We start from the raw sequence: 19,328 nt of genomic DNA, 5'->3' as shown, positions 1-19,328 counted from the left end.
GCTACTAGAGAAACAAATAATCGAGAAAACAGATGCCAGATACATTAAAAGAGTTGAATGACAGCAACAGCATAAGCCGCACATTTTGGCGCTATGCCATCCCCTCTGTCGCAGCCATGCTTGTCAATGGCCTGTATCAGGTGATCGATGGGATTTTTGTGGGCCACTATATCGGCTTTGAGGGACTTGCCGGTATTAACATGGCCTGGCCAGTGATCGGAATTATCTCCGGACTTGGCCTGTTAGTCGGTATGGGATCAGGCAGCCTTATTTCCATCTACCGTGGGGAAGGTAATAACCACAAAGCCCAGCAAACACTGTCTAGCGGGCTTGGCATTATCGTCCTAGCCGGACTATTGGTAATGGTATTTTTAGCGATGTTAGCTCCGACACTCTTGATTGCTCAAGGAGCTATCGGCACTACGCTTGAAATGGGCTCGGCATACATCGGGGTCTTCACCTGGGGAGCCGTTTTCACTATCGCAGCCGGCGCATTACCAATGCTGATCAGAAATGACAACAGCCCAAATTATTCAACTGCGCTACTGATGCTCGGAGCGATTATCAACATCGTGCTTGACTATCTGTTTATCGCCCATATGGATATGGGACTGAAAGGAGCCGCGATTGCAACCGTGATCTCACAGAGTGTTATCACTGTCATTGCTGTCGGGTATTTTTTTTCAGCACGATCGGAGCTAAGACTAAGCTTGGGAAAGCCGACATTTAGCCCGGCGCTGGCGGCAAGAACTATCGGGCTTGGCACGTCCAGTTTTTTCATGTACAGCTACTTCAGTTTTATTATCGCCCTGCATAATAAACTGTTTATGACTTACGGTAGCCCGGTGCATGTTGGGGCATTTGCCATCGTCGGCTACCTAATGACTATGTACTATCTACTGTCAGAAGGCATCGCCAGTGGTATGCAGCCTCCGGTGAGTTACTACTTTGGTGCAAGGCAAAGGGACAAAATCAGGGCAACCGTATTATTAGCAATAAAAGTCGTTGTTATTTCAGGTATCGCGGCGGTAATTTTCCTCAATCTATACCCTGAGAGCCTAATCAGTATGTTCAGCAACGATGACCCACAGCTGGCAGCTGAAACCGAAAATGGCCTTCGTCTGCATCTGTTTTCGATGTTCCTTGATGGCTTTATTGCCCTGTCGTCAGTTTATTTCATGGCAGTAAATCAGGGAGGCAAAGCGCTGGCTATTTCTGCCGGAAATATGCTGGTGCAGCTACCATTTCTGTACCTGTTACCACAATGGATTGGTGTTGACGGAATATGGTTGTCAGTACCGCTGTCAAATATCTTGCTATTCCTGTTTGTCGCACCGATGGTCTGGAGTGATATTCAAAGTCAAACAGCCAAACCGATGGCACTCGTAAAAAGTCACTGAAAAACGCAGTGCTAGTTTTTATTCACAAAAACAGATACATAAATAAAATCCCTGACCAATATGATCCAGGGATTTTCAATTTCGAATCGCTGTGAATACTTTAATTAGTAAACTTCAAGTCCACCCGGTTCCACTCAATTAAATGCGTTGGCTCATCACCGTATGGAGGCCGCCCTTCACTAGGCTCCAAATGCATACCTCCATTATTGTTAGCGGAAAATAATTTGACTGATTTACGGTAAACGACAAATGGTGTTACCAATTCCCAGTCCCCTTCACCAAGGCTTTCACGATCAATTACTCTAAACGTCAGAATTTGATTGGTATAAGATCCATAACAGCTACCGGTGTAATCCATTTTCCGAGGAGTCATATCTTTCGGGTTGTGCTCCAGATCAACCGTAAGATTAACCTCATCCTGGCAACCAACATAGCGTTGAACATACACTTTAACGCTATTACTTACCCTATCCGAATCAGATTTTTTCACATTCAACACTAACGTTACACCTTCCCCCCAAGTACGTAACTGCTCTGAAGTCGGCTGAAACACGGATCTAATACCCGCAAAATGAATACTCGTTCCTTCAAGGTTTTTATACTTCGAGTTCCCATTGACACCGCTAGTGAAAATTGTGAACAAAGGTTTCAGCGTAAAATCTAAATCTGATGTTCCAGGTTTCGGCGGATTAATAATCAACTCTTTTTCAGCTTCAGGAGTCTCCGTCAACGCTAAAAAGTTCTTACTTTCCGTCTCGGTTATATTGATATCATATTTAATACTCTTCCCCAGAGGATGAAAATCACCTAAAACAACCAAGCCATTATTCTCATCAATTGATGCTGCTTTGTAAGTATCATCCTCTTTGAAAGTGGTGTTAGTCATCGAGTAATTACGTACGCCATGCGTTTTAGGCAATTCTTCTAGAGTTACTTCTTTCAACGGTACATAATCGATAGACTGTGAACCCGCAGAAATACCCGGGTGAGGAGCTCTATTTATAGTACCCCAAACAGAAAAACGCCCTGTATTGTAGTTACGACTCTCCCATACCGTTACTCTCACTTCATATTTGCCGGCAGAACGAATCTCCATATCTCCAATAGTCTGATTAACAGCCCTAGCCGGACCATAATACTCTGGAGTGTAATATCCTAGCTTAAACTCACCATCATCATTACCTTCAACCTCCGGGAAAAAATGCTTACCCGCTTCAAAAGTCATTTCAGGTAGAGTTACAGAAATAAGATCTGCCGGGAGTTCTGCTTTTGTGACATCAACAGTAAAAGTGGTTGTCGCTTGATTAAAGCCATTAGCGCCAGAATCAGTAACCTTAATCGCTGTAGAACCTACATTCAGTAACGTCAACTCACCTGTATTCGGGTTAATGTCGACAACATCTTTTTTAGCAAATGACGCGATTTCATAAGCTAAAGTCCCTTTTTTACCAACAACATCCGGTGATTTTAACTTCTGCCCTTTTGAATAAACCGCTGTAATACCTTCATCTACAGAAATAGCGGAATCTGCCGGATTAATAACAACAGTTAAAGCTTGTGGGGCAGACTCTTTGTAGTCTTGGCTTGCTAAGCTAACCACATCAAATACCGCGGTTCCTTGTTTATGAGCTTTGAAACACTTGTTTTCAGCATCATAAGTAACAACAGAGTTATCTTCACCGGCTCGTAGTGAAATGCTTAGTGACCCTTTATTTCCGTTAATTGCCGCTTCACTCAAATTGATGCATAGGTTCGATTCATATGTACGGTTGATACCGTTCAATTGTAAAGCTGGATGAGGCGCTTTCTCGATCGTAACCGTCAGTTCAGCTTCAGCTGAAAGGTAATTCTGCCCACCATCATCTTTTGCTGTTAGCTTTGTCGTACCCGCATGCTCAATAAACAATTTACCAGGCTTGTTTGATACAACATTTGTTGGCCCAGAGAACGTTAGCTGGCCTTTCTGCCCTTCAAAATGTGGGGTCAACTGGCGCTGTTGCGCATCCTCTGTAAATACATATGTAATCGTTTTATTTGCCAACCCAGGGTGAGCGGCTTCATTGACGATATAGTCAAAACGATCTGTTGATGGCTCATAGTTTGTGTCACTGTTATCAGTCGCTACCAGAGTCGTTGTACCTACCCCAACAATTTTTGGCAAACGAGTATTTGAATCAATAACAATCGCATCATCATCGGACTCAACACGATAAGTAACCTGACCTTTTGCATTATTCGCCGCAGGCTTAATTACATGATCCGGAGAATAGGGAAAACTTGCATCGTTCACCGTAAGCTTCGGACGCGGCCCCTTAGTAATATCAACTTGAAAGTAAGCTATACGTGAATCTTGCTCATAGCTTTCGTCAAGCTTATTGACAACTTTAATGACTACTGTACCCGTTTTCTTGACATCCATTTGGCCAGTACGAGAATCAATCGTTAAAACATCACTATCTTGATGATACTCAGACAAGTAGTAGTTGAATATACCTTCATCTCCACCACTGACCTTTTGAGGTGTTATAGTCAAACCTTCAGAGTATGGCCGCGAGATCTTTCCATATTCCAACGAACCCGGATTAACCGTTTTTATTCTCACCGTCGCCTTATACGTTTTCGATTCATAACGACGGTTTCCACTGTCTGAGATAATAACCGTCGCCCAACCATCTATGCCTCGAGGCGTAATCGCACCGGTATAATGATCAACGTCAATAAGATGAGCACTGTCTGACGATACATCGTAAATAAGGGTACCTTGCTTACCGCGCACATCGAGATACTTCGCTTCAGTTTCCAGCGTCGAAATCGTTAGTTGAGAAGCTGAAAGCTCGAAGTTTGGTGACTTTTCAATATGAACAGTGAATGTATCTGATGATGTCTTATAAACAGAGCTGTTATCTTCAACATAGATGCGAACATCACCTGGATTCAGAATTGTTAGGCTGCCTGTATATTTATCGACAGAAACAACATCTGTTGGCTCACCATCAGCCAGACGAAAAGTCAGCTGACCAAACTGGTTATTAACAATAGGGTGATATGTGCCCGACTCGGAATAAGTTGTATTAACATTCTGAGCCATTAATGGTGAACGAAATGCCTTACCTGGACGAGGTTTTTGCGCAACAGTTCCGGAAGAAGATGAAGAACCGCCGCCTCCGCCCCCACAGCCAGAAATCGCCAGCATTCCGCTGACAAGTAATACAGAATAAATATTTCGCATAATTACAACAGCCTAATCATTATAAATAGTTATAAATAAAGAAAATAAAAAGCAACGGTTTTGAACGGCATTTTTTAGGCTGGCGATTATACGCTCCACAGACGCCCACTATCAACACATTTTATCACATGAAGACATAACTTTTCATAACACATGTGATAAAAGTATAAATCATGGCGAGTAAGTCATTGATTTATTTGGAGACGCAATGGAATAGCAACCTTATCTTCCATAAAACGGAAATATATTGCTACAGATATAGAAACAATATTCAATTACATGAAACTAATTAAATATGCCAAACTTTACATTGTATATACCTCATAATATTAAATGCGCATTTTAGATACCCCTTATTAATACCACTTAGTGAGTAGGCCTATTTAAGTTAATAAATATTTCTACTCTTATTCATCAAAATTAGAAATAAAAAAAGGAGCCCTAATGGGCTCCTTAAAAGCGGAATGAATATTATTGTTTTTTAAATTGACAAAATCACACTTGCGATAGCTGCGCTCATCAGGTTAGCCAATACGCCAGCCGCAATTGCTCGAAAGCCGTTTTGTGAGATGAAGGTACGACGCTCTGGAACCAGGCTACCCAGACCACCAATCAAAATAGCCATCGTGGAAATATTTGCAAAACCACACAATGCGAAAGTTACTACAGCTACTGAGTGTGCACTTAGCTGATCTTTCACTTCCATCAACTGAATAAAGGCCACAAATTCGTTTACGACAACTTTATTACCAATCAATGAGCCAGCAGTTACCGCTTCGTTCCATGGCACACCAACCAACCAGGCAACAGGGGCAAAAACATAACCAAGGATCAACTCAAAGCTCAGCGGCATACCAACCATTTCGCCCACTGAGCCCAGGATACCGTTTAAAAGGGCAATAACACTTACAAAAGCCAACAACGTCGCACCAATAGCAACAGCAATACGCAGGCCAGACATTGCGCCATCAGCCAGAGCCTCAACAACGTTTGCAGCTCGAGGCAGATCTACCGACGTAATTTCATCTTCCTGGTGACTTTGTTCACTTGGCGGAAACAAAATCTTAGCCATCAAAAGGCCGGCAGGTGCAGACATAAACGCCGCCGCAATCAAGAAATTCAGCTCAACGCCCAATGAAGCATAGCCCACCAACGTACCACCAGCCACTGAAGCCAAGCCACAAGTCATCACCGCAAAGAACTGTGAATCGCTCATATTCTTCAGGTACGGTTTCACCACCAGTGGCGCTTCAATCATACCGACAAAAATATTCGCGGTAGCCGACAAAGATTCAGCACGCCCCGTACCCAGTAACTTTTGCAGCGCCCCACCAATCAAATTAATCACTTTCGGCATCAGGCCAATATGGTATAGACCAGATATCAGCGCCGAGAAGAAGATAATGATACCAAGAACATTAATGGCAAACACAAAACCGACGCTACCTGTCGCCAACCCGCCGAACAAGAATGAAATCCCTTCCTGCCCATAATTTATCACGCTCGATACTGTACCTGTCACGGCGTTCAGTGCTTCTTTACCTGCCGGAACGTAGAGCACTAACAAGGCAAAAATAACCTGTAAAGCAAAAGCCAGAGATACAGTTTTAAGAGGAATATTGCGGCGATCTGTCGACAATAGCCATGCAAAAAACAAGATTGTTGCGATACCTAACAACGACGTCATGAATGAACCTTTACAGCCAAATAATGTAGAAGCGCGCATTCTAGGCTAGAAAAAGTTTCATTCAACACCAACTGGTTACACAGATGTAATCAAATAAACACAGCATCACGCTCGCCAATACAACAAGCTGATTTTAAATGCTTTAATATGATTAACTCTTCCATTATTGCCGTATAGAAAAGATATTTTAGCCATCGCGAAAAACACCATGTGAGCAATGACTGTTTATTCACCGTTTTATTCACTATTAGAATTTCACCAACGGCTTAAGCGTGGCGTCCCAATACGGTGTTTTGCCAATATGCTGTTTAAAGTATTCAATGACTGCTGATATTTTGCGTGGCAAATGCTTACGGCTTGGATAGACAGCATAGAAAGGCATTTTTTGGTTCGCCTGCCAATCAGGTAGCAACTGAATCAGCTTTCCTGTACGAAATTCATCAGTCAGAAGGTAACTGGCCAGATACGCCACACCCCAACCGGAAATCGCAGCATCTCGCACAGCCTCAGCCAAATCGACCCGGTAATTACCGGCCACCGTGACATACAGCTCCTTGTCCTGCTTTTTGAAAGACCATCGGCAATAATTACGCTCGCGGCTGCGATAAGTCAGGCAATTATGATCAACCAAATCATTAGGATGATGAGGCGATGGATGATTAATAAGGTAATCAGGCGATGCCACCACAACAAAACGGGAATCAGCTAACCTTTGGGCAACATAACCATCCGGGATCTGTTCATAGTTGGTGATCCACAAATCGATACCGTCTTCCAGCATATTGGCTTTGTGGTCAAACAGGCTTACTTCCACCTGCAATTCCGGATGTTGCTTACGAAGTTGCTCAATTGCCGGAATAATATGCATTGTTCCGAAAGACTGGGAGACACCTAGCCTAAGTACACCCGCCACTTCATCTCGCGCATCATCCATAATGGCATCGGCATCCTGAACGGCAGTGACCACCTGCTCACAATACCCCATAAAACGCTGGCCTGCTTCGGTAAGAGTAAAGCTACGTGTCGTTCGCTGAACCAATTGTAAGTTCAGTTCTGCCTCCAGGGCACCCAGCTGCTTACTGACATGGGATGTCGACACACCTAGCTGCCTGGCTGCAGCCGTAAAGCTCCCAGCCTTAACTAAAGTATTAAAGACGACCATCTGGCCTGCTCGATCTTGTATCAATGTATTCGCACCCTAACTTCGCTATTGGGTTATCTGGCAAATCAAGCGTTCAGTTACCGCTTAGCATCCCAACCAAAAAAGGCGCTAGTGTAATAGATACGGGCTAAATGTCACCTTGCATCCCCCAAAACACAGCACAATTGCGTTACCAACCTCTCAAAGCAACAACAAGCACCTGCCCAAACGTTACGAAATTGTTTCACCTCTGATAATATGCGCACATTCGCACATTAAATAATGTTCAGTCACAACTATTATCAACACGATATTGGACATGGAGTAAAGTCATGAAAAAAATCACCAAACTTATCTTAAGTAGCGCATTCTTTTTTAGTTGCCTGACTAGTGCACACGACTACAACAGTGGACAACTGCATATCGACCACCCATGGTCCAAGCAAGTACCACCAAGCTCTTCTGTTGCTGCGGCATTCTTTGAAATCAGTAACAAGGGCAACGAAAATGACACTCTGATCCGAGCTGAATCCCCTATAGCAGGAAAAACCGAGTTACATGCCCATATTCATGAAGATGGCATGATGAAAATGCGTGAAGTTGAGGAAATCGTCGTACCTGCCAACGGTTCAAAAAACCTCAAACCTGGCAGCTACCACATCATGTTCTTTGATTTACAAAATACACCAAAACTAGGCGAACGCTTCCCACTGACACTGCATTTTGCCAAAGCCGGACGAATTGAAGTCGAAGTCACTGTCGAGCCAGCCACCTACCAACCGAAAGGCCCGGAAAACAACGACAATAAACATCACTCCCATCATTAATTGATTATTTAATCCCTTAATATTTTCATCAGCCGTTTGAATCTTCGAGCGGCTTCTCGTTTCTGCTCACTACAATTTCCTGATTTCTTCTTTCAACTGATAGCCCGTATCTGTCACAATTTTCTCAAGCACGGATACACGCTCCTGCAGTGCCTGCACCTCTTGCTTGAGTTCCTGAACCTCACCACTTCCGCTGGCACCCTCCAGTTTTTTTATCTCGGCCCGATGACCCAAATAACGCTGAATAGCCAAAAAACCAAAAACAATGGCAACAATAGCCACACCTGTAAATTCCATTTTTTGTTCCTCAAGTTGTTGTTTCTTATACAACAGTGCCTAGCAAACTTCGCACCAAAAAAGCATTTTTTTAAAAATCAATAACTTAAAAGCAGACTTCTTGACTACACCACCAAACTTAGCGAAACAAGCCATTCCATATTTCAATTTACGCCAAACTTAAGCATTATTAACCGTACTCATTCTGTGTATTAGTTAACAAATTTCCTACTGGCACAAATTCGACTCCCATCAGCAAATAATTGTTAATATGAACCATCATCAATAACATTAGCCAAGCAATGAAAACGTGGAAACAAGCCCCATTAAGCCTCGATATCGCCCAATGGGTTGAATGTTACTGGCTGCTAGAATTCGCCCCAAATGATAGCAATAGAACGACACCCGTATTGCTCCCTAATCCGAATGCCCACTTGGTGATCACCCCAGAAAACACGATCCATCATTACCGATATAACGAAGACAACAGTGTTAGTTTTACCGGCCCTCACATACTGATGCCAACCAACCGATCCCTGACACTACTTGATAGCAGTAATGTCCTGAGGTTAGGTGTTAAATTTCGTCCCGGAGCCCCATACGGCCTCTGGGGACTTGATGGTAAACAAATTCTAAATAGCAGCTTTAACAACTTACTTCACCTACACCCGCAACTTCACACCGCTCACCTTACTTCTATGCTTACATTCAGAGCCGATCCGGTCGAGACAGCAAAGCACTTGGATCTGCTCATAAGCCGTATGATGGAACACGCCAGAATCGATCACTATGTGCAACTGACACAAAAAGCACTCACGCTCATTGAACAACAGCCAACCACCAATATCGAGCTCCTGCTCGGCTGCTCACGCAGAACCCTTGAGCGCGCTTTTGTAAAAGTCACCGGGCTAACCATTAAGCAATATGAAATTATGATAAGGCTCGATAAACTGTTTATCTTTCTATACCAACAACCTAACCATTTGCTCAACTGGGCAGAAATTGCATTCCGGTTTGGCTTTAGCGATCAGCCCCACCTTATCCGCCAGTTAAAGAAAACAATCGGAACGACACCAGGAAACTATCTCAACACCCGAAACCTGATCATTGATATCTACGGTGATTTCGAATCACCGACTCAGGCCATGAATAATCAATCGATTAGTTGAAATGACTTGAAAAAAGCCAACTTGTCGCTTTTATTCAATCATAGCCATTCAGATAACGTTACTATGAGTGAATTAAAAACAACCACGATGACGCAATGCAGTATCAAAAATTAAAGCAAGGACTACCTTGCCCGCTAACCGATGACTTAAACATTCAGCTGATCCAGCAAGACGACTTCAGCGATCTTGTCACCATGCTGAAAAACCCCAATGTCACTCAATATCTCTTCTTCGCTCCTTCTCCGGTCGAAGTGTATGAGGCATTCTTTATGCCAATCATCGACAATACTCGGGAAGCGATCGCCAATAACGAATGGCCGGAAAGTCCGACCTTTATCATCCGTAATCACAGTGGGGAATTTATAGGAATGGTCGGCCTGAGTCCGGCTATGATGCTAGCGGGCAACTTTGATGTCGGCTATCAAATTGCAGAACATGCCTGGCGACAAGGTATCGCTTCTACAGCATGCAAGTTCATCACCACCTTGGCCTTCGAACAACTTGATGCCCATAAAGTCAGTGCTGATTGCTATGCAGGGAATACAGGATCAATCCGGGTACTGGAAAAGTCCGGTTTTACTATTGAAGGACGACAAAGAGACTATTATCGCCTGGATAACAGTTTTGATGACAGGCTCTGGTTTGGTATGAGCAAAGCTGACTTTAAGAAGCTGAGTTCTAAGTCCATCAAATGAACAAATCACTATCCTAAAATTGATACGGCCGCCAACCTCTACAGGAGTCATGAACCATATATATCGTTGTTATAATGGTTTAAATTGAAATTTTCTTCATTGAGATACTGCTTCGGGGTCACACCGGTAAAAAATTTAAATTCCTTGATAAAGTAAGGCTGATCATAGTAACCGTGATCCAGCGCTATCCCGGTATATTGGGTACTGCCTTCACAGAGCAAGGTTCTTAGAGCGGACTGGAACCGAGATGTCCGCTCAAAATATTTAGCATCAACACCGGTATAAGCCTTGAACTTGCGCTGGAAAGTACGCTCGCTGACATTTAGCCCCAACTTTACGTCACTGATCACATCAGAGCCGTGCTGGTAATAGATTTCATCGATTGCCCACTCCAGCCCGGAAACATCCTCCTTCTTCGGCTTAACCTGCTGTATCAGCCAAGCTTCCAACAAAGAGATTGTCGCTATATTTGAACCGGATCCGGCAATCTGCGACAAAATAGTTTGCGGCATAATGGCGCTGACATCTACAACCTGATCGGCGATCTCCGTCAGAGGAATACCAAACAACTGAAAAAAACCTGCCGAGCGGAAACGTACTGACAGCACTTTTGTCGCACCTGTCGGTTTAAGTCTGAACACAGACTTACGCGGACAGATCGCCAGACCTTCACCAAAATTAAGCCTTACTTGTGAAGGCGACTCAGTCACAACAGGATCGCCGAGATTAAACAAAATCTCGACACCCGTTCCCGGCAAGATGTCAGGGATCGCCAATGGATCACTCTGCTCCCATAGCCAGAACTGAGCAATATAATCATTAAGCGGTGAGCGCGGTCTGATAAGTAATGTATTCATGACGCGAATGTAGCACACCGCCTCTGGTGGTGACAGAGGCGGCATTATCTATCCATCAAGACAGGAACAGTTCATCACCGCTGGCAAAACCCAGGCATGGATGCTTATCAAAACGTACCACACCGACATGCAGACGATCACCTGCAACCTTCACAACCTCCGCAACGCCTTGGTGGCCGAATCCGGCACATAACTCAACGGCCTTTATGCCTTCGTCTACCAATAAATCGATCAATTCGCAGGCTTCCTGATAGCCAGATACTGCAATGGTCTTCACGTGAACTTCTTTGGTACGAACCCATGATGCATCAGTTGCCGGATCAGCTTCAGGTGCAACAAAAATAAAAGCCGCTTTAAATACTTCAGACATAATTCAAATCCCCTCTTTACGTTGATGGCTGGCATCTTACCGAGCAAGCGAAAAAATGAATTGTAGAAATACGCCAACAGCCAACTGATCCTTCAGACAACTAAAACAAAAAGGTCAGGCAAAGCAAAACATCATCAGCCAAAATAGAGTGAGCAGAAAGATTAACCACGCGACTAATCTCGGGGGACTTGCAATGGACAAGCTACACCTTCACACAATCAAATCACCTTTTGCCGTCAGCGGGCATCCCAAAAATCTCTATGTGGTCAGCTACTCAGATAACATCAACACAGTAGCCAAAGAACTTATCGACCACGAATGCCTGCTATATAGCCGCCATAAAGGTGTTGCCTCCGACCTTATCCACCTCACTGAAGCCAATGAGTTTGGCGTCGCTCTCACCACTGTCGCTTTCATTCTGCGTTCACTCGACAGCACGAGTTACACTCCGTACCTTGAACATTTAAAAAACCACTGCAACAGCGATGATGAGTATTACCAAATTCTGGCGAACCTCATCAGGGATTACATAGAAAAAGGCTATGTTCCGGATGAGACCGGTCACTTTGACGATTATTCGCCGTACCATAATTTTCATTGTGGAAATAAGGGGTATTTCGCGCAGAGGTATAGGTAGAAGCTGTATCGAAGAATTTACGATGACGATTACTCAGTTGTAATCATCTTTCCTAACACCTTAGCAAACACCTCTCCCCTACGATAATTAATATAATTAGTCTCATGGCACAGTAACAAAAGATGCTGGAGACTTTTCTAATAAAGAAGGTAGTATCTAATATCATTTTCACAAGCACCTACGATTAAACAATTAATTTATCCCATACAAAAATAATGCTATCATGATTAACATATAACACATCTCACAAAACAGTAATGAAAGATAAAGAAAACCTAAAAATTGCATTATTTATAGATGCTGACAACGCATCCCCATCAAGTCTTGATGTTGTATTAAGTTCACTGGATGAACATGGAGAGACGTGTAAAAGAAAAGCATTTGGAAACTGGAAGAATGACAACTTAAGCGCATGGGAAAGAATTTTACATAAAAACGGCATCGAGGCGTCCCAACAATTTAATTTAACAAAACGAAAAAATGCAACAGATATAGCCCTTGTTATTGATGTTATGGATACAATTCATAGCAAAGATGTAGACATTGATGCTACTTGCATTATGACTTCTGATTGTGATTTCACCCCTCTTGTTGTTCGACTACGGCAATCAGGTATTAAAGTAATTGGAGCTGGTGAAAGAAAAACCCCGCCTCCATTAATTGAGTCATGTTCTGATTTCATCTATACCGATGATATAGTTAAACCAATTAAAGATCCTCAATCTAACAAAAAACCATGCAGCATCAAGCCTAAAAATGACATTAAAAACATTAACCAATCCAATGAAAAAACAATTAAAAAAGAAACAGACATACAAAAAATAATGCATGAAGCAATAAAGCAAAGTAAAAGTATCGAAAACAACCACTGGTATGAATTAAGCGACATTCATCGCAAACTTATAAAGTTAACGAGTAATCAACAAAAAGAAGATAGCGAGCATCTAATAAAACAAATATACAACAAAATCATCACCAAGTTAGAAAGAAAGAAGACCAACACGTCAACATATATAAAGTTTGAAAAACTAGACAAAAAAGAAAATAGTAACGAAAACATCGTCAACCTAGAGAAAGCTTTCGAAGCCCTGCTAAAAGAACAAAAAAAGAAAAATAATGAATGGGTAAGACTAAACGAAATTGGTGCTTTTTTAAAAAGTAAAACTGGAGTTAACACCAAAGGTAAACTTTCTAAAGTTATAATTTCCAATAAAAACTTCGAAACAAAAATAGAAGGTAACATCTTCTTTGTCAGAAAAGCGACAAAAAAGAAAAGCACCATACAAAAACAAAACCTCAAATCGATAATTTATAACACTATCGATAAATATAAAGACAAAAGTGGCTGGATAAACACACAAGTGCTTGAATCAAAATTAAGCAAACAAATAAAACCCGAGCAATATAATTTTAAATCAATCAATGATATCATAAAAAGCGCCAATTATCTTGACCATAAAAAAACCAAAAAAGCAACCATGATTAAGGTTTTATAATAACTCAACTAAAACCAGGGAGGTTTATATTTCCTCCCTATTGTTTAAATATTTATTTTTTATTTATAACTTATTTCTACGTTATCATGACAACACAATGCTTCATCTACAAAACAGCCAACCAATAACCTAAAAACTATCGTCTTCCCATTATAAGCCGCACCTACATTGAAACTAATCTCCCTAGCTATACATAATCTTTCAGCTTGAATGGTCCGATGAGTTAGAGAATAATGAATACCAGAATGATTAAAAATCGCTCAACAGGGATAGGGAGTACAAACAACAATGAAACTCCATCAAATAGAAGGGTACATACAGTCGATTTATCTAGCTGAATATCAAAATCGGTTATTACTACTCGATGGATGCAGCCGAGCTGATATTCCGGTAATCAAACAATTTATTCAGGAAACGCTTCAGAGACCGCTTAGCGACCTAAAGCTGGTCGTTGTTACCCATATGCACCCCGATCATGCTGGAGCTGCTCATCAATTACGCCGCATGAGTGGATGTAACATTGCTGCTGCCAATGTGACCGGACAATGGTATTCAGGGCTTGATGGAAAGTTAATGCATATTAGCGACATCCTGCTGGCCAAATGGGTTGCCAAGCGAATGAAAAAGCCAAAGAGCCATATCTGGTACCCATGCCAGCTTGAACCTGATTATATTCTTGACGACAGCGAGCCTCTTCCTGGTTTCCCTGATTGGATCTGCTTATCAACCCAAGGTCATACAGACCGGGATTTATCTTTATATCACCAACCCAGTAACCGAATTTACGTTGCCGATCTCATGGTCAAGGTAAAAGGCCGCTATATTCCCCCTTACCCCGTTTTCTATCCCAACCGTTACCGGACTTCACTTCAGAAAGTCATGGCCCTCAAACCTGATTCAATTATTCTGGCCCACGGCGGCGAAGTTCAACCTTCCGAACAGGAATTCCAATACCTGCTGAAAAATGCACCTGAAATTCCGGTAACCCATTGGCGCTCGGTCAAAGCCAAACTTAAAAAAGTCTTAAGACGCTAGCGCGTGAAACCGGACTTCATTGAGTAGCTGATACAATCGACAGGCGAGGTTTTGGGGATCAAACGCCTGATAGAACTCAGAGGATGGAAAGTACCTCTGCTCGGGTTGCTGTTGCCATCGATGGTAGAGCGCTGATAGCTGCTGCTGATACTCTCCGGTATATTTCGCGTTCACCTCATAGAGCTGACCGGCAAAACGACGCAGGAAGCTTACTGTTTCTCCTTCAGGCAATTCCGCCAGTATCAGCCTACCGCTTGCCACATAATCAATGGCTTGGGTCGCAAGATGCGTATCGCTCTTCCCCCTATCGGGTGGCCCTTTGTGAATAAACAACGCATCGCACTGACGTAAAAGTTCCTGTGCCTGAGTATTATCCACCGGCTCAAACATGAATACAGATCCAGCTAAGCCATATTTCTCAACCCAACGGCAAAAATCCGGCTGATACTTACCAATACAGATAAAACGAAACGGAAAATCGACGCTCGCCAACTGACTTAGAATTCCCTTAACTGAACAGCGAAAATCGCCCCACGAACCATTATATCCAATAGTGAAAACAGTCTTTTCTCCGGAAGCATGATCAAGAATTGAGTCATGACTATCAGGTATCCAGGCCACCTTTCTTTCACCAACCAATTGCTGATAGGCAATCCAGTCAGACTATGAGGTGACAATCAGCTTGCTAGCCTGCTTCAGCACCCGTTTTTCCCATTGCGATATTTTCCCCTCAGAAAAATAACTCAGATAAAGGGCATTCATCACGCCTTACCTGCAATATATGGTTATATAAAAAAAGCTGCAGCGGTGAACTGCAGCTCTTCTCTGCTGATAGTCCATTTTCATTAAACGACTCACTTAATGGAAACTTATATCAGTATAGTCATATCAAAAGGCTATCTATCATCCATGACATTGTATTCTCATTATTAAGCGGATCAGAAATCGCCTGAGACTGAGAAATAAACTTCATCTTTACCGAGCTTACTATCAAAACCGTGACCGTATCCAAGGGTGATTGGCAGAGTCCGGTTATAGCCCAACTTCGCTTCCAGCGTAATTTCAGCGCCCATACCCGTCAGCTGCTTCCGATCTTTACCGGCATCCCATGCCGCGCCAGAATCAACAAAAACGGCACCGGACAGATCACCTAAACCAACCGGAAATAGTGACCAGTTACGCTCAAAGCGAGTCAACCAGGTTTTCACTTCCAGGCGCTGCGTCGCGTAACGGTGCCCCCGCTGCGCCGACTCATCATAGCCTCTAAGGGCCTGGGTATCACGGCCGAACAGGAGAGATTCTTCAAACCGATCATTGCCGCCCAAGCGGAAGCTCTTGGCTTCATCATCAGCATAACCGGCGCCCAGCCTTGCCGTCAAAGTCGTTCTTCCCGGTAGATCCCAAGCACCCAGCCATTGAGCCTGGTATTTTTGTCCCTCAAAATCACAGCCAAAAAACTCGTTAGTTTCAGCGACAAAATCAAAATAATGCCCCCAGCCAATTCCCGGCACATTCAAATAAGCTTCTCGATTATCGAAAGTTGCCGCCAAACCAACCAAAGTTTCATTACTCTCCCTAAATGGCGTTGCCACCGCGAAATCCGGATCTTCAACCAAGCTCTCTTTATCCAGCACACCACCAGCATGAAGGCTCAACTGATCTTCAAAAGCTGTAACAATATGGTTGCGCTGAACCGAGAAATAATCATCGCGGGTTATGCGGTAATCACTCTTGTTTCCCTGAGTAAATTTATCGAAATCATGACTGCTATTTAGCGTCACCAACCAGCGGTTATCATACTGATACTGCACATTAACATCAGCCAACTCGTTATCGACATCCCAAGTTGCTAAAAGTTGATAATTATGACGCCCTAAAGCATCAGACCCAAATGTCATCGCACCAAGCTGGGTCCTGGTATCATCAGCTTGAATAACAGGCAACCAGTTATGAGGACGCAATGTTGACCACGGGCTGTACGATACAGGCTCCATCTTTTCTACACTCTTAGGAGCGGCTGGCGGATAATTATATTTGCCCTGAAAGTCACCAACAAACTGCGTCGATAATACTCTCGGCTCAGCCAAATGACGTAGCTGGTAACCTTTGCTGTCATAAGCTTGATAGAAGAGTCCTTCCCCTGGCTGCCATATCGGCTGGAGCGCTCCGCCAGGTTCTCGCGTCCACTGTTCAAGCTGACCACTCGCTTCATCAAGGACATAGATATTAAAGACACCATCATAGTCCGCACTGAAAGCAACCCGGCCATCAGGTAGATAAACAGGATTACTCTCGGCGGCCTTGGTTTCAGTCAACGGTGTCCATGCCTTAGTATCGAGATCGAGGATTTCCAGATCCCAGCCCTGCTGAGAGCGCTTAACTGCTGCAACCAGCTCCGTTCCGTTAGGCGAAACATCAAATGAGCCTAATACTGTATCTGCATCACCTCGCCATACCCTGACGGCTTCGCCTTTCTGCTGAGCGTCCAACAACCATAATTCACTGATCCCGGCTTCTTTACGGCTTGCAACCAACTGCTTGCCATTAGGTAACCAGCGTACTTTCCTAAAGCGCTGTCGCTCTGTCAATTGCTGCCACTTGCCATCACGAAATAAGAAGATATCGTTATATCCTCTGCCATCGGCATATGGGATCAGTCGGGATACAGCCAACCCTGACTGCGGGTGTGAAGACATAGCCGACACATTTTTGCCCGCAGTCAGCGACTGCCACTCATTATTTTGTGAATCAAACGCTGAAATTTCCGGGCGATCCTCACCGTTACTACGGTTTACCAGCAGACCTTGCTGACTGCTTGCTGTCACTTGCAAGAATGGGGTTAACTGAAGATCCTCACCAATAACTGACTGAGCCTGCAACTTCGCCAGCTGAGGAGCAAACTCAGCCTCAAGATAAGCCTGAAAATCTTGCCACAAGGCATCAAAATCACGGCCAAATGCCTGCTTGGCACTACGGTTGATCAAAAAGTAAGGAATGATTCGGCGGCTGTAACCTTGCACAAATTGCTGGATCTTATCCTCTCCATAGGTATCAGAGAGGTATTGCATAAAATAGGCACCGTAAAGGTACTGATAACCCAGTGGCCATTCACGATCGGCAACAACCACCTGATCAAGATCTTTTATCTCACCATTGGCAACTTCCATCCGCATTTCCATTGCATAATTACTGCTCTGAAGGCGGCCATAACCCAGCTCTTTATTCGTTTCAAGATAAACGGCTAACCCTTCCAACAGCATCGATGGTGTAAGGGCATGCGGGAAGAAAAACGCCTGACGACCAAAAATCTTCTGCAAAACCTTAGGAGCGCCAGCAGCCAGTTCCATATGCATAATATGAGCATATTCGTGACGGATCAGCATATGCATCCAGTCATCATTGGTTGCCAGATCACCCCCGTCTTCCGGTGGACTCATAAATAAACGGATTTGCGCAAAAGGAAGCGGAGTCGCCCAACCATTAGAAAAATCAAAATCATCAACCAGTACCATTTCGGTACGGGCCTGCGGTGCAGAATTAAAAAACGGTAACTGTTCGCTGCGAACCCGTTCAGCAATATCCAACGCCTTGGCAGCCATTTGCTGATGACCATCTACAAAATGAACGGAAAAATGTTCCGACTGTTGCGTCAACCAGGTTTTACTACCTTCATCCCAGGCAACTGGTGCCGCCATCACTGAAGCTGCCGACAGGCTAGCGCTCACGAGCATACCTACCAACGTTTGCTTGAGTGTATTCCTTTTCATTTTTACAACCTTATTGTTATTACCAGCAATCTGGCATGAATACGTAACCTTTACTTCTTACGGTAATGATTTTTCTTGGCTGGGACGGCGTATCACCAAGCTTTTTGCGCAATGTCGCAATTTTATTGTCAATGGTGCGATCAAAACCGTCATATTCAACACCACGTATATTCTTAACCAAGAATTCTCGAGATAGCACTTCATCGGCATTAGAAGCCGGCAACCACAGTTGGTCGAACTCGCTACCGATCAATGACACCACCTGCTCACTCAAAACACACCTTTTGTGCCGGCTATTTAACTGCAACCGTCCACATACCAGTTTCTCGTCTATGATCTCAACAGCTGAACATCGCAAACCAGCTCCAATACAGAAGCTTCTTCCGAAAGCATCACCTCATACCCTTGCTGTACCAGATAGGTTTGATGCTTCGCCCTCAACTCTGAATCATCTTCCACCAATACTATTTTCGTCATTCTTATATCACAACAATTGAACACCGTGCAATAATGCTGTGTATACTACTCCAATTTTACTGCTTGTAAATTAAAGCTCATCAATACAAGCCAATTACAAAGTATTTATTTGTAATGGAGGAAAGTGAAAAACTGAAGCCGAATTCAACACATACGAAAAGCCCGTGTCTTTCGTCAGGGACGCCTAGTTAACCTGAGCTCGGGATAAGAATCTTGGGAACTAAAAGCTGGTTCCGTGATCAGATCTTTCGACCAAGAAGGACTA

Annotated in this window: 16 protein-coding genes and 1 pseudogene; 7 read left to right on the top strand and 10 right to left on the bottom strand. The window is 43.5% G+C overall.

Features of this window, described 5'->3' with window-relative positions; genetic code table 11:
- Positions 1-32 precede the first annotated feature (32 nt).
- Complete coding sequence (locus Q0852_RS10205) at positions 33-1,400, top strand: MATE family efflux transporter (protein ID WP_299017921.1); 1,368 nt, start codon at positions 33-35, stop codon at positions 1,398-1,400.
- A 100-nt stretch (positions 1,401-1,500) separates the two neighbouring features.
- On the opposite strand, the gene Q0852_RS10200 is transcribed toward Q0852_RS10205, so the two are convergent.
- The 3 genes from Q0852_RS10200 to Q0852_RS10190 all read right to left on the bottom strand — a co-directional run bounded on the left by Q0852_RS10200 (position 1,501) and on the right by Q0852_RS10190 (position 7,502).
- On the bottom strand, positions 1,501-4,629 hold the full coding sequence (locus Q0852_RS10200) for a hypothetical protein (protein ID WP_299017920.1): 3,129 nt from the start codon (positions 4,627-4,629) through the stop codon (positions 1,501-1,503).
- Positions 4,630-5,110: 481 nt separating this feature from the next.
- Entirely contained in the window at positions 5,111-6,316 is a 1,206-nt protein-coding gene (locus Q0852_RS10195; protein ID WP_299017919.1) for a NupC/NupG family nucleoside CNT transporter, read from the bottom strand.
- 247 nt (positions 6,317-6,563) lie between these two features.
- A complete protein-coding gene (locus Q0852_RS10190) occupies positions 6,564-7,502 on the bottom strand; it encodes a LysR family transcriptional regulator (protein WP_299017918.1) in 939 nt (312 codons plus the stop codon).
- A 287-nt stretch (positions 7,503-7,789) separates the two neighbouring features.
- On the opposite strand from Q0852_RS10190, the gene Q0852_RS10185 reads away from it, so the two are divergent.
- Positions 7,790-8,284 (top strand): copper chaperone PCu(A)C, encoded by a 495-nt coding sequence (locus Q0852_RS10185; RefSeq protein ID WP_299017917.1) that lies wholly within the window; start codon positions 7,790-7,792, stop codon positions 8,282-8,284.
- Between the two features lie 69 nt (positions 8,285-8,353).
- Here the strand turns inward: Q0852_RS10185 and Q0852_RS10180 are convergent, their stop codons facing one another.
- The gene (locus tag Q0852_RS10180) at positions 8,354-8,581 is read right to left on the bottom strand and encodes a hypothetical protein (protein WP_299017916.1); all 228 of its coding nucleotides are present in this window, start codon (positions 8,579-8,581) and stop codon (positions 8,354-8,356) included.
- A gap of 281 nt (positions 8,582-8,862) precedes the next feature.
- Here Q0852_RS10180 and Q0852_RS10175 point away from each other — a divergent pair, with 281 nt between their 5' ends.
- Positions 8,863-9,729 (top strand): helix-turn-helix domain-containing protein, encoded by an 867-nt coding sequence (locus tag Q0852_RS10175; RefSeq protein WP_299017915.1) that lies wholly within the window; start codon positions 8,863-8,865, stop codon positions 9,727-9,729.
- Between the two features lie 95 nt (positions 9,730-9,824).
- Positions 9,825-10,424 (top strand): GNAT family protein, encoded by a 600-nt coding sequence (locus Q0852_RS10170; protein WP_299017914.1) that lies wholly within the window; start codon positions 9,825-9,827, stop codon positions 10,422-10,424.
- A 47-nt stretch (positions 10,425-10,471) separates the two neighbouring features.
- Here the strand turns inward: Q0852_RS10170 and Q0852_RS10165 are convergent, their stop codons facing one another.
- Together Q0852_RS10165 and Q0852_RS10160 are read right to left on the bottom strand one after the other, a co-directional pair.
- Positions 10,472-11,326, bottom strand: coding sequence for a helix-turn-helix domain-containing protein (locus Q0852_RS10165; protein ID WP_299017913.1), 855 nt, complete (start codon positions 11,324-11,326; stop codon positions 10,472-10,474).
- Positions 11,327-11,336: 10 nt separating this feature from the next.
- A complete protein-coding gene (locus tag Q0852_RS10160; RefSeq protein ID WP_299017912.1) occupies positions 11,337-11,651 on the bottom strand; it encodes a DUF6506 family protein in 315 nt (104 codons plus the stop codon).
- 193 nt (positions 11,652-11,844) lie between these two features.
- Between Q0852_RS10160 and Q0852_RS10155 the strand changes: the two genes are divergently transcribed.
- The 3 genes from Q0852_RS10155 (at position 11,845) to Q0852_RS10145 (ending at position 14,819) form a co-directional block, all read left to right on the top strand.
- The gene (locus Q0852_RS10155; RefSeq protein ID WP_299017911.1) at positions 11,845-12,288 is read left to right on the top strand and encodes a hypothetical protein; all 444 of its coding nucleotides are present in this window, start codon (positions 11,845-11,847) and stop codon (positions 12,286-12,288) included.
- A gap of 257 nt (positions 12,289-12,545) precedes the next feature.
- Positions 12,546-13,784 (top strand): NYN domain-containing protein, encoded by a 1,239-nt coding sequence (locus Q0852_RS10150; RefSeq protein WP_299017910.1) that lies wholly within the window; start codon positions 12,546-12,548, stop codon positions 13,782-13,784.
- Between the two features lie 288 nt (positions 13,785-14,072).
- Positions 14,073-14,819, top strand: a complete 747-nt coding sequence (locus tag Q0852_RS10145; protein WP_299017909.1) for an MBL fold metallo-hydrolase — start codon at positions 14,073-14,075, stop codon at positions 14,817-14,819.
- Here the strand turns inward: Q0852_RS10145 and Q0852_RS10140 are convergent.
- The 4 genes and pseudogenes from Q0852_RS10140 to Q0852_RS10125 form a co-directional block, all read right to left on the bottom strand.
- Positions 14,808-15,440 (bottom strand): hypothetical protein, encoded by a 633-nt coding sequence (locus tag Q0852_RS10140; RefSeq protein ID WP_299017908.1) that lies wholly within the window; start codon positions 15,438-15,440, stop codon positions 14,808-14,810. The two genes, Q0852_RS10145 and Q0852_RS10140, sit on opposite strands and share 12 nt — an antisense overlap.
- 317 nt (positions 15,441-15,757) lie before the next feature.
- A complete protein-coding gene (locus Q0852_RS10135) occupies positions 15,758-18,586 on the bottom strand; it encodes a hypothetical protein (RefSeq protein ID WP_299017907.1) in 2,829 nt (942 codons plus the stop codon).
- A gap of 19 nt (positions 18,587-18,605) precedes the next feature.
- A pseudogene (locus Q0852_RS10130) lies at positions 18,606-18,851 on the bottom strand (winged helix-turn-helix domain-containing protein); the annotation flags it as partial.
- Between the two features lie 65 nt (positions 18,852-18,916).
- A complete protein-coding gene (locus Q0852_RS10125) occupies positions 18,917-19,063 on the bottom strand; it encodes a hypothetical protein (RefSeq protein ID WP_299017906.1) in 147 nt (48 codons plus the stop codon).
- Positions 19,064-19,328 lie beyond the last annotated feature (265 nt).

It is taken from the genome of uncultured Photobacterium sp. (assembly GCF_947502415.1).
Taxonomy (GTDB): Bacteria; Pseudomonadota; Gammaproteobacteria; order Enterobacterales; family Vibrionaceae; genus Photobacterium.
Note: the sequence above shows the minus strand (reverse complement) of the source record. Positions and strands in the feature narration are given on the sequence as shown.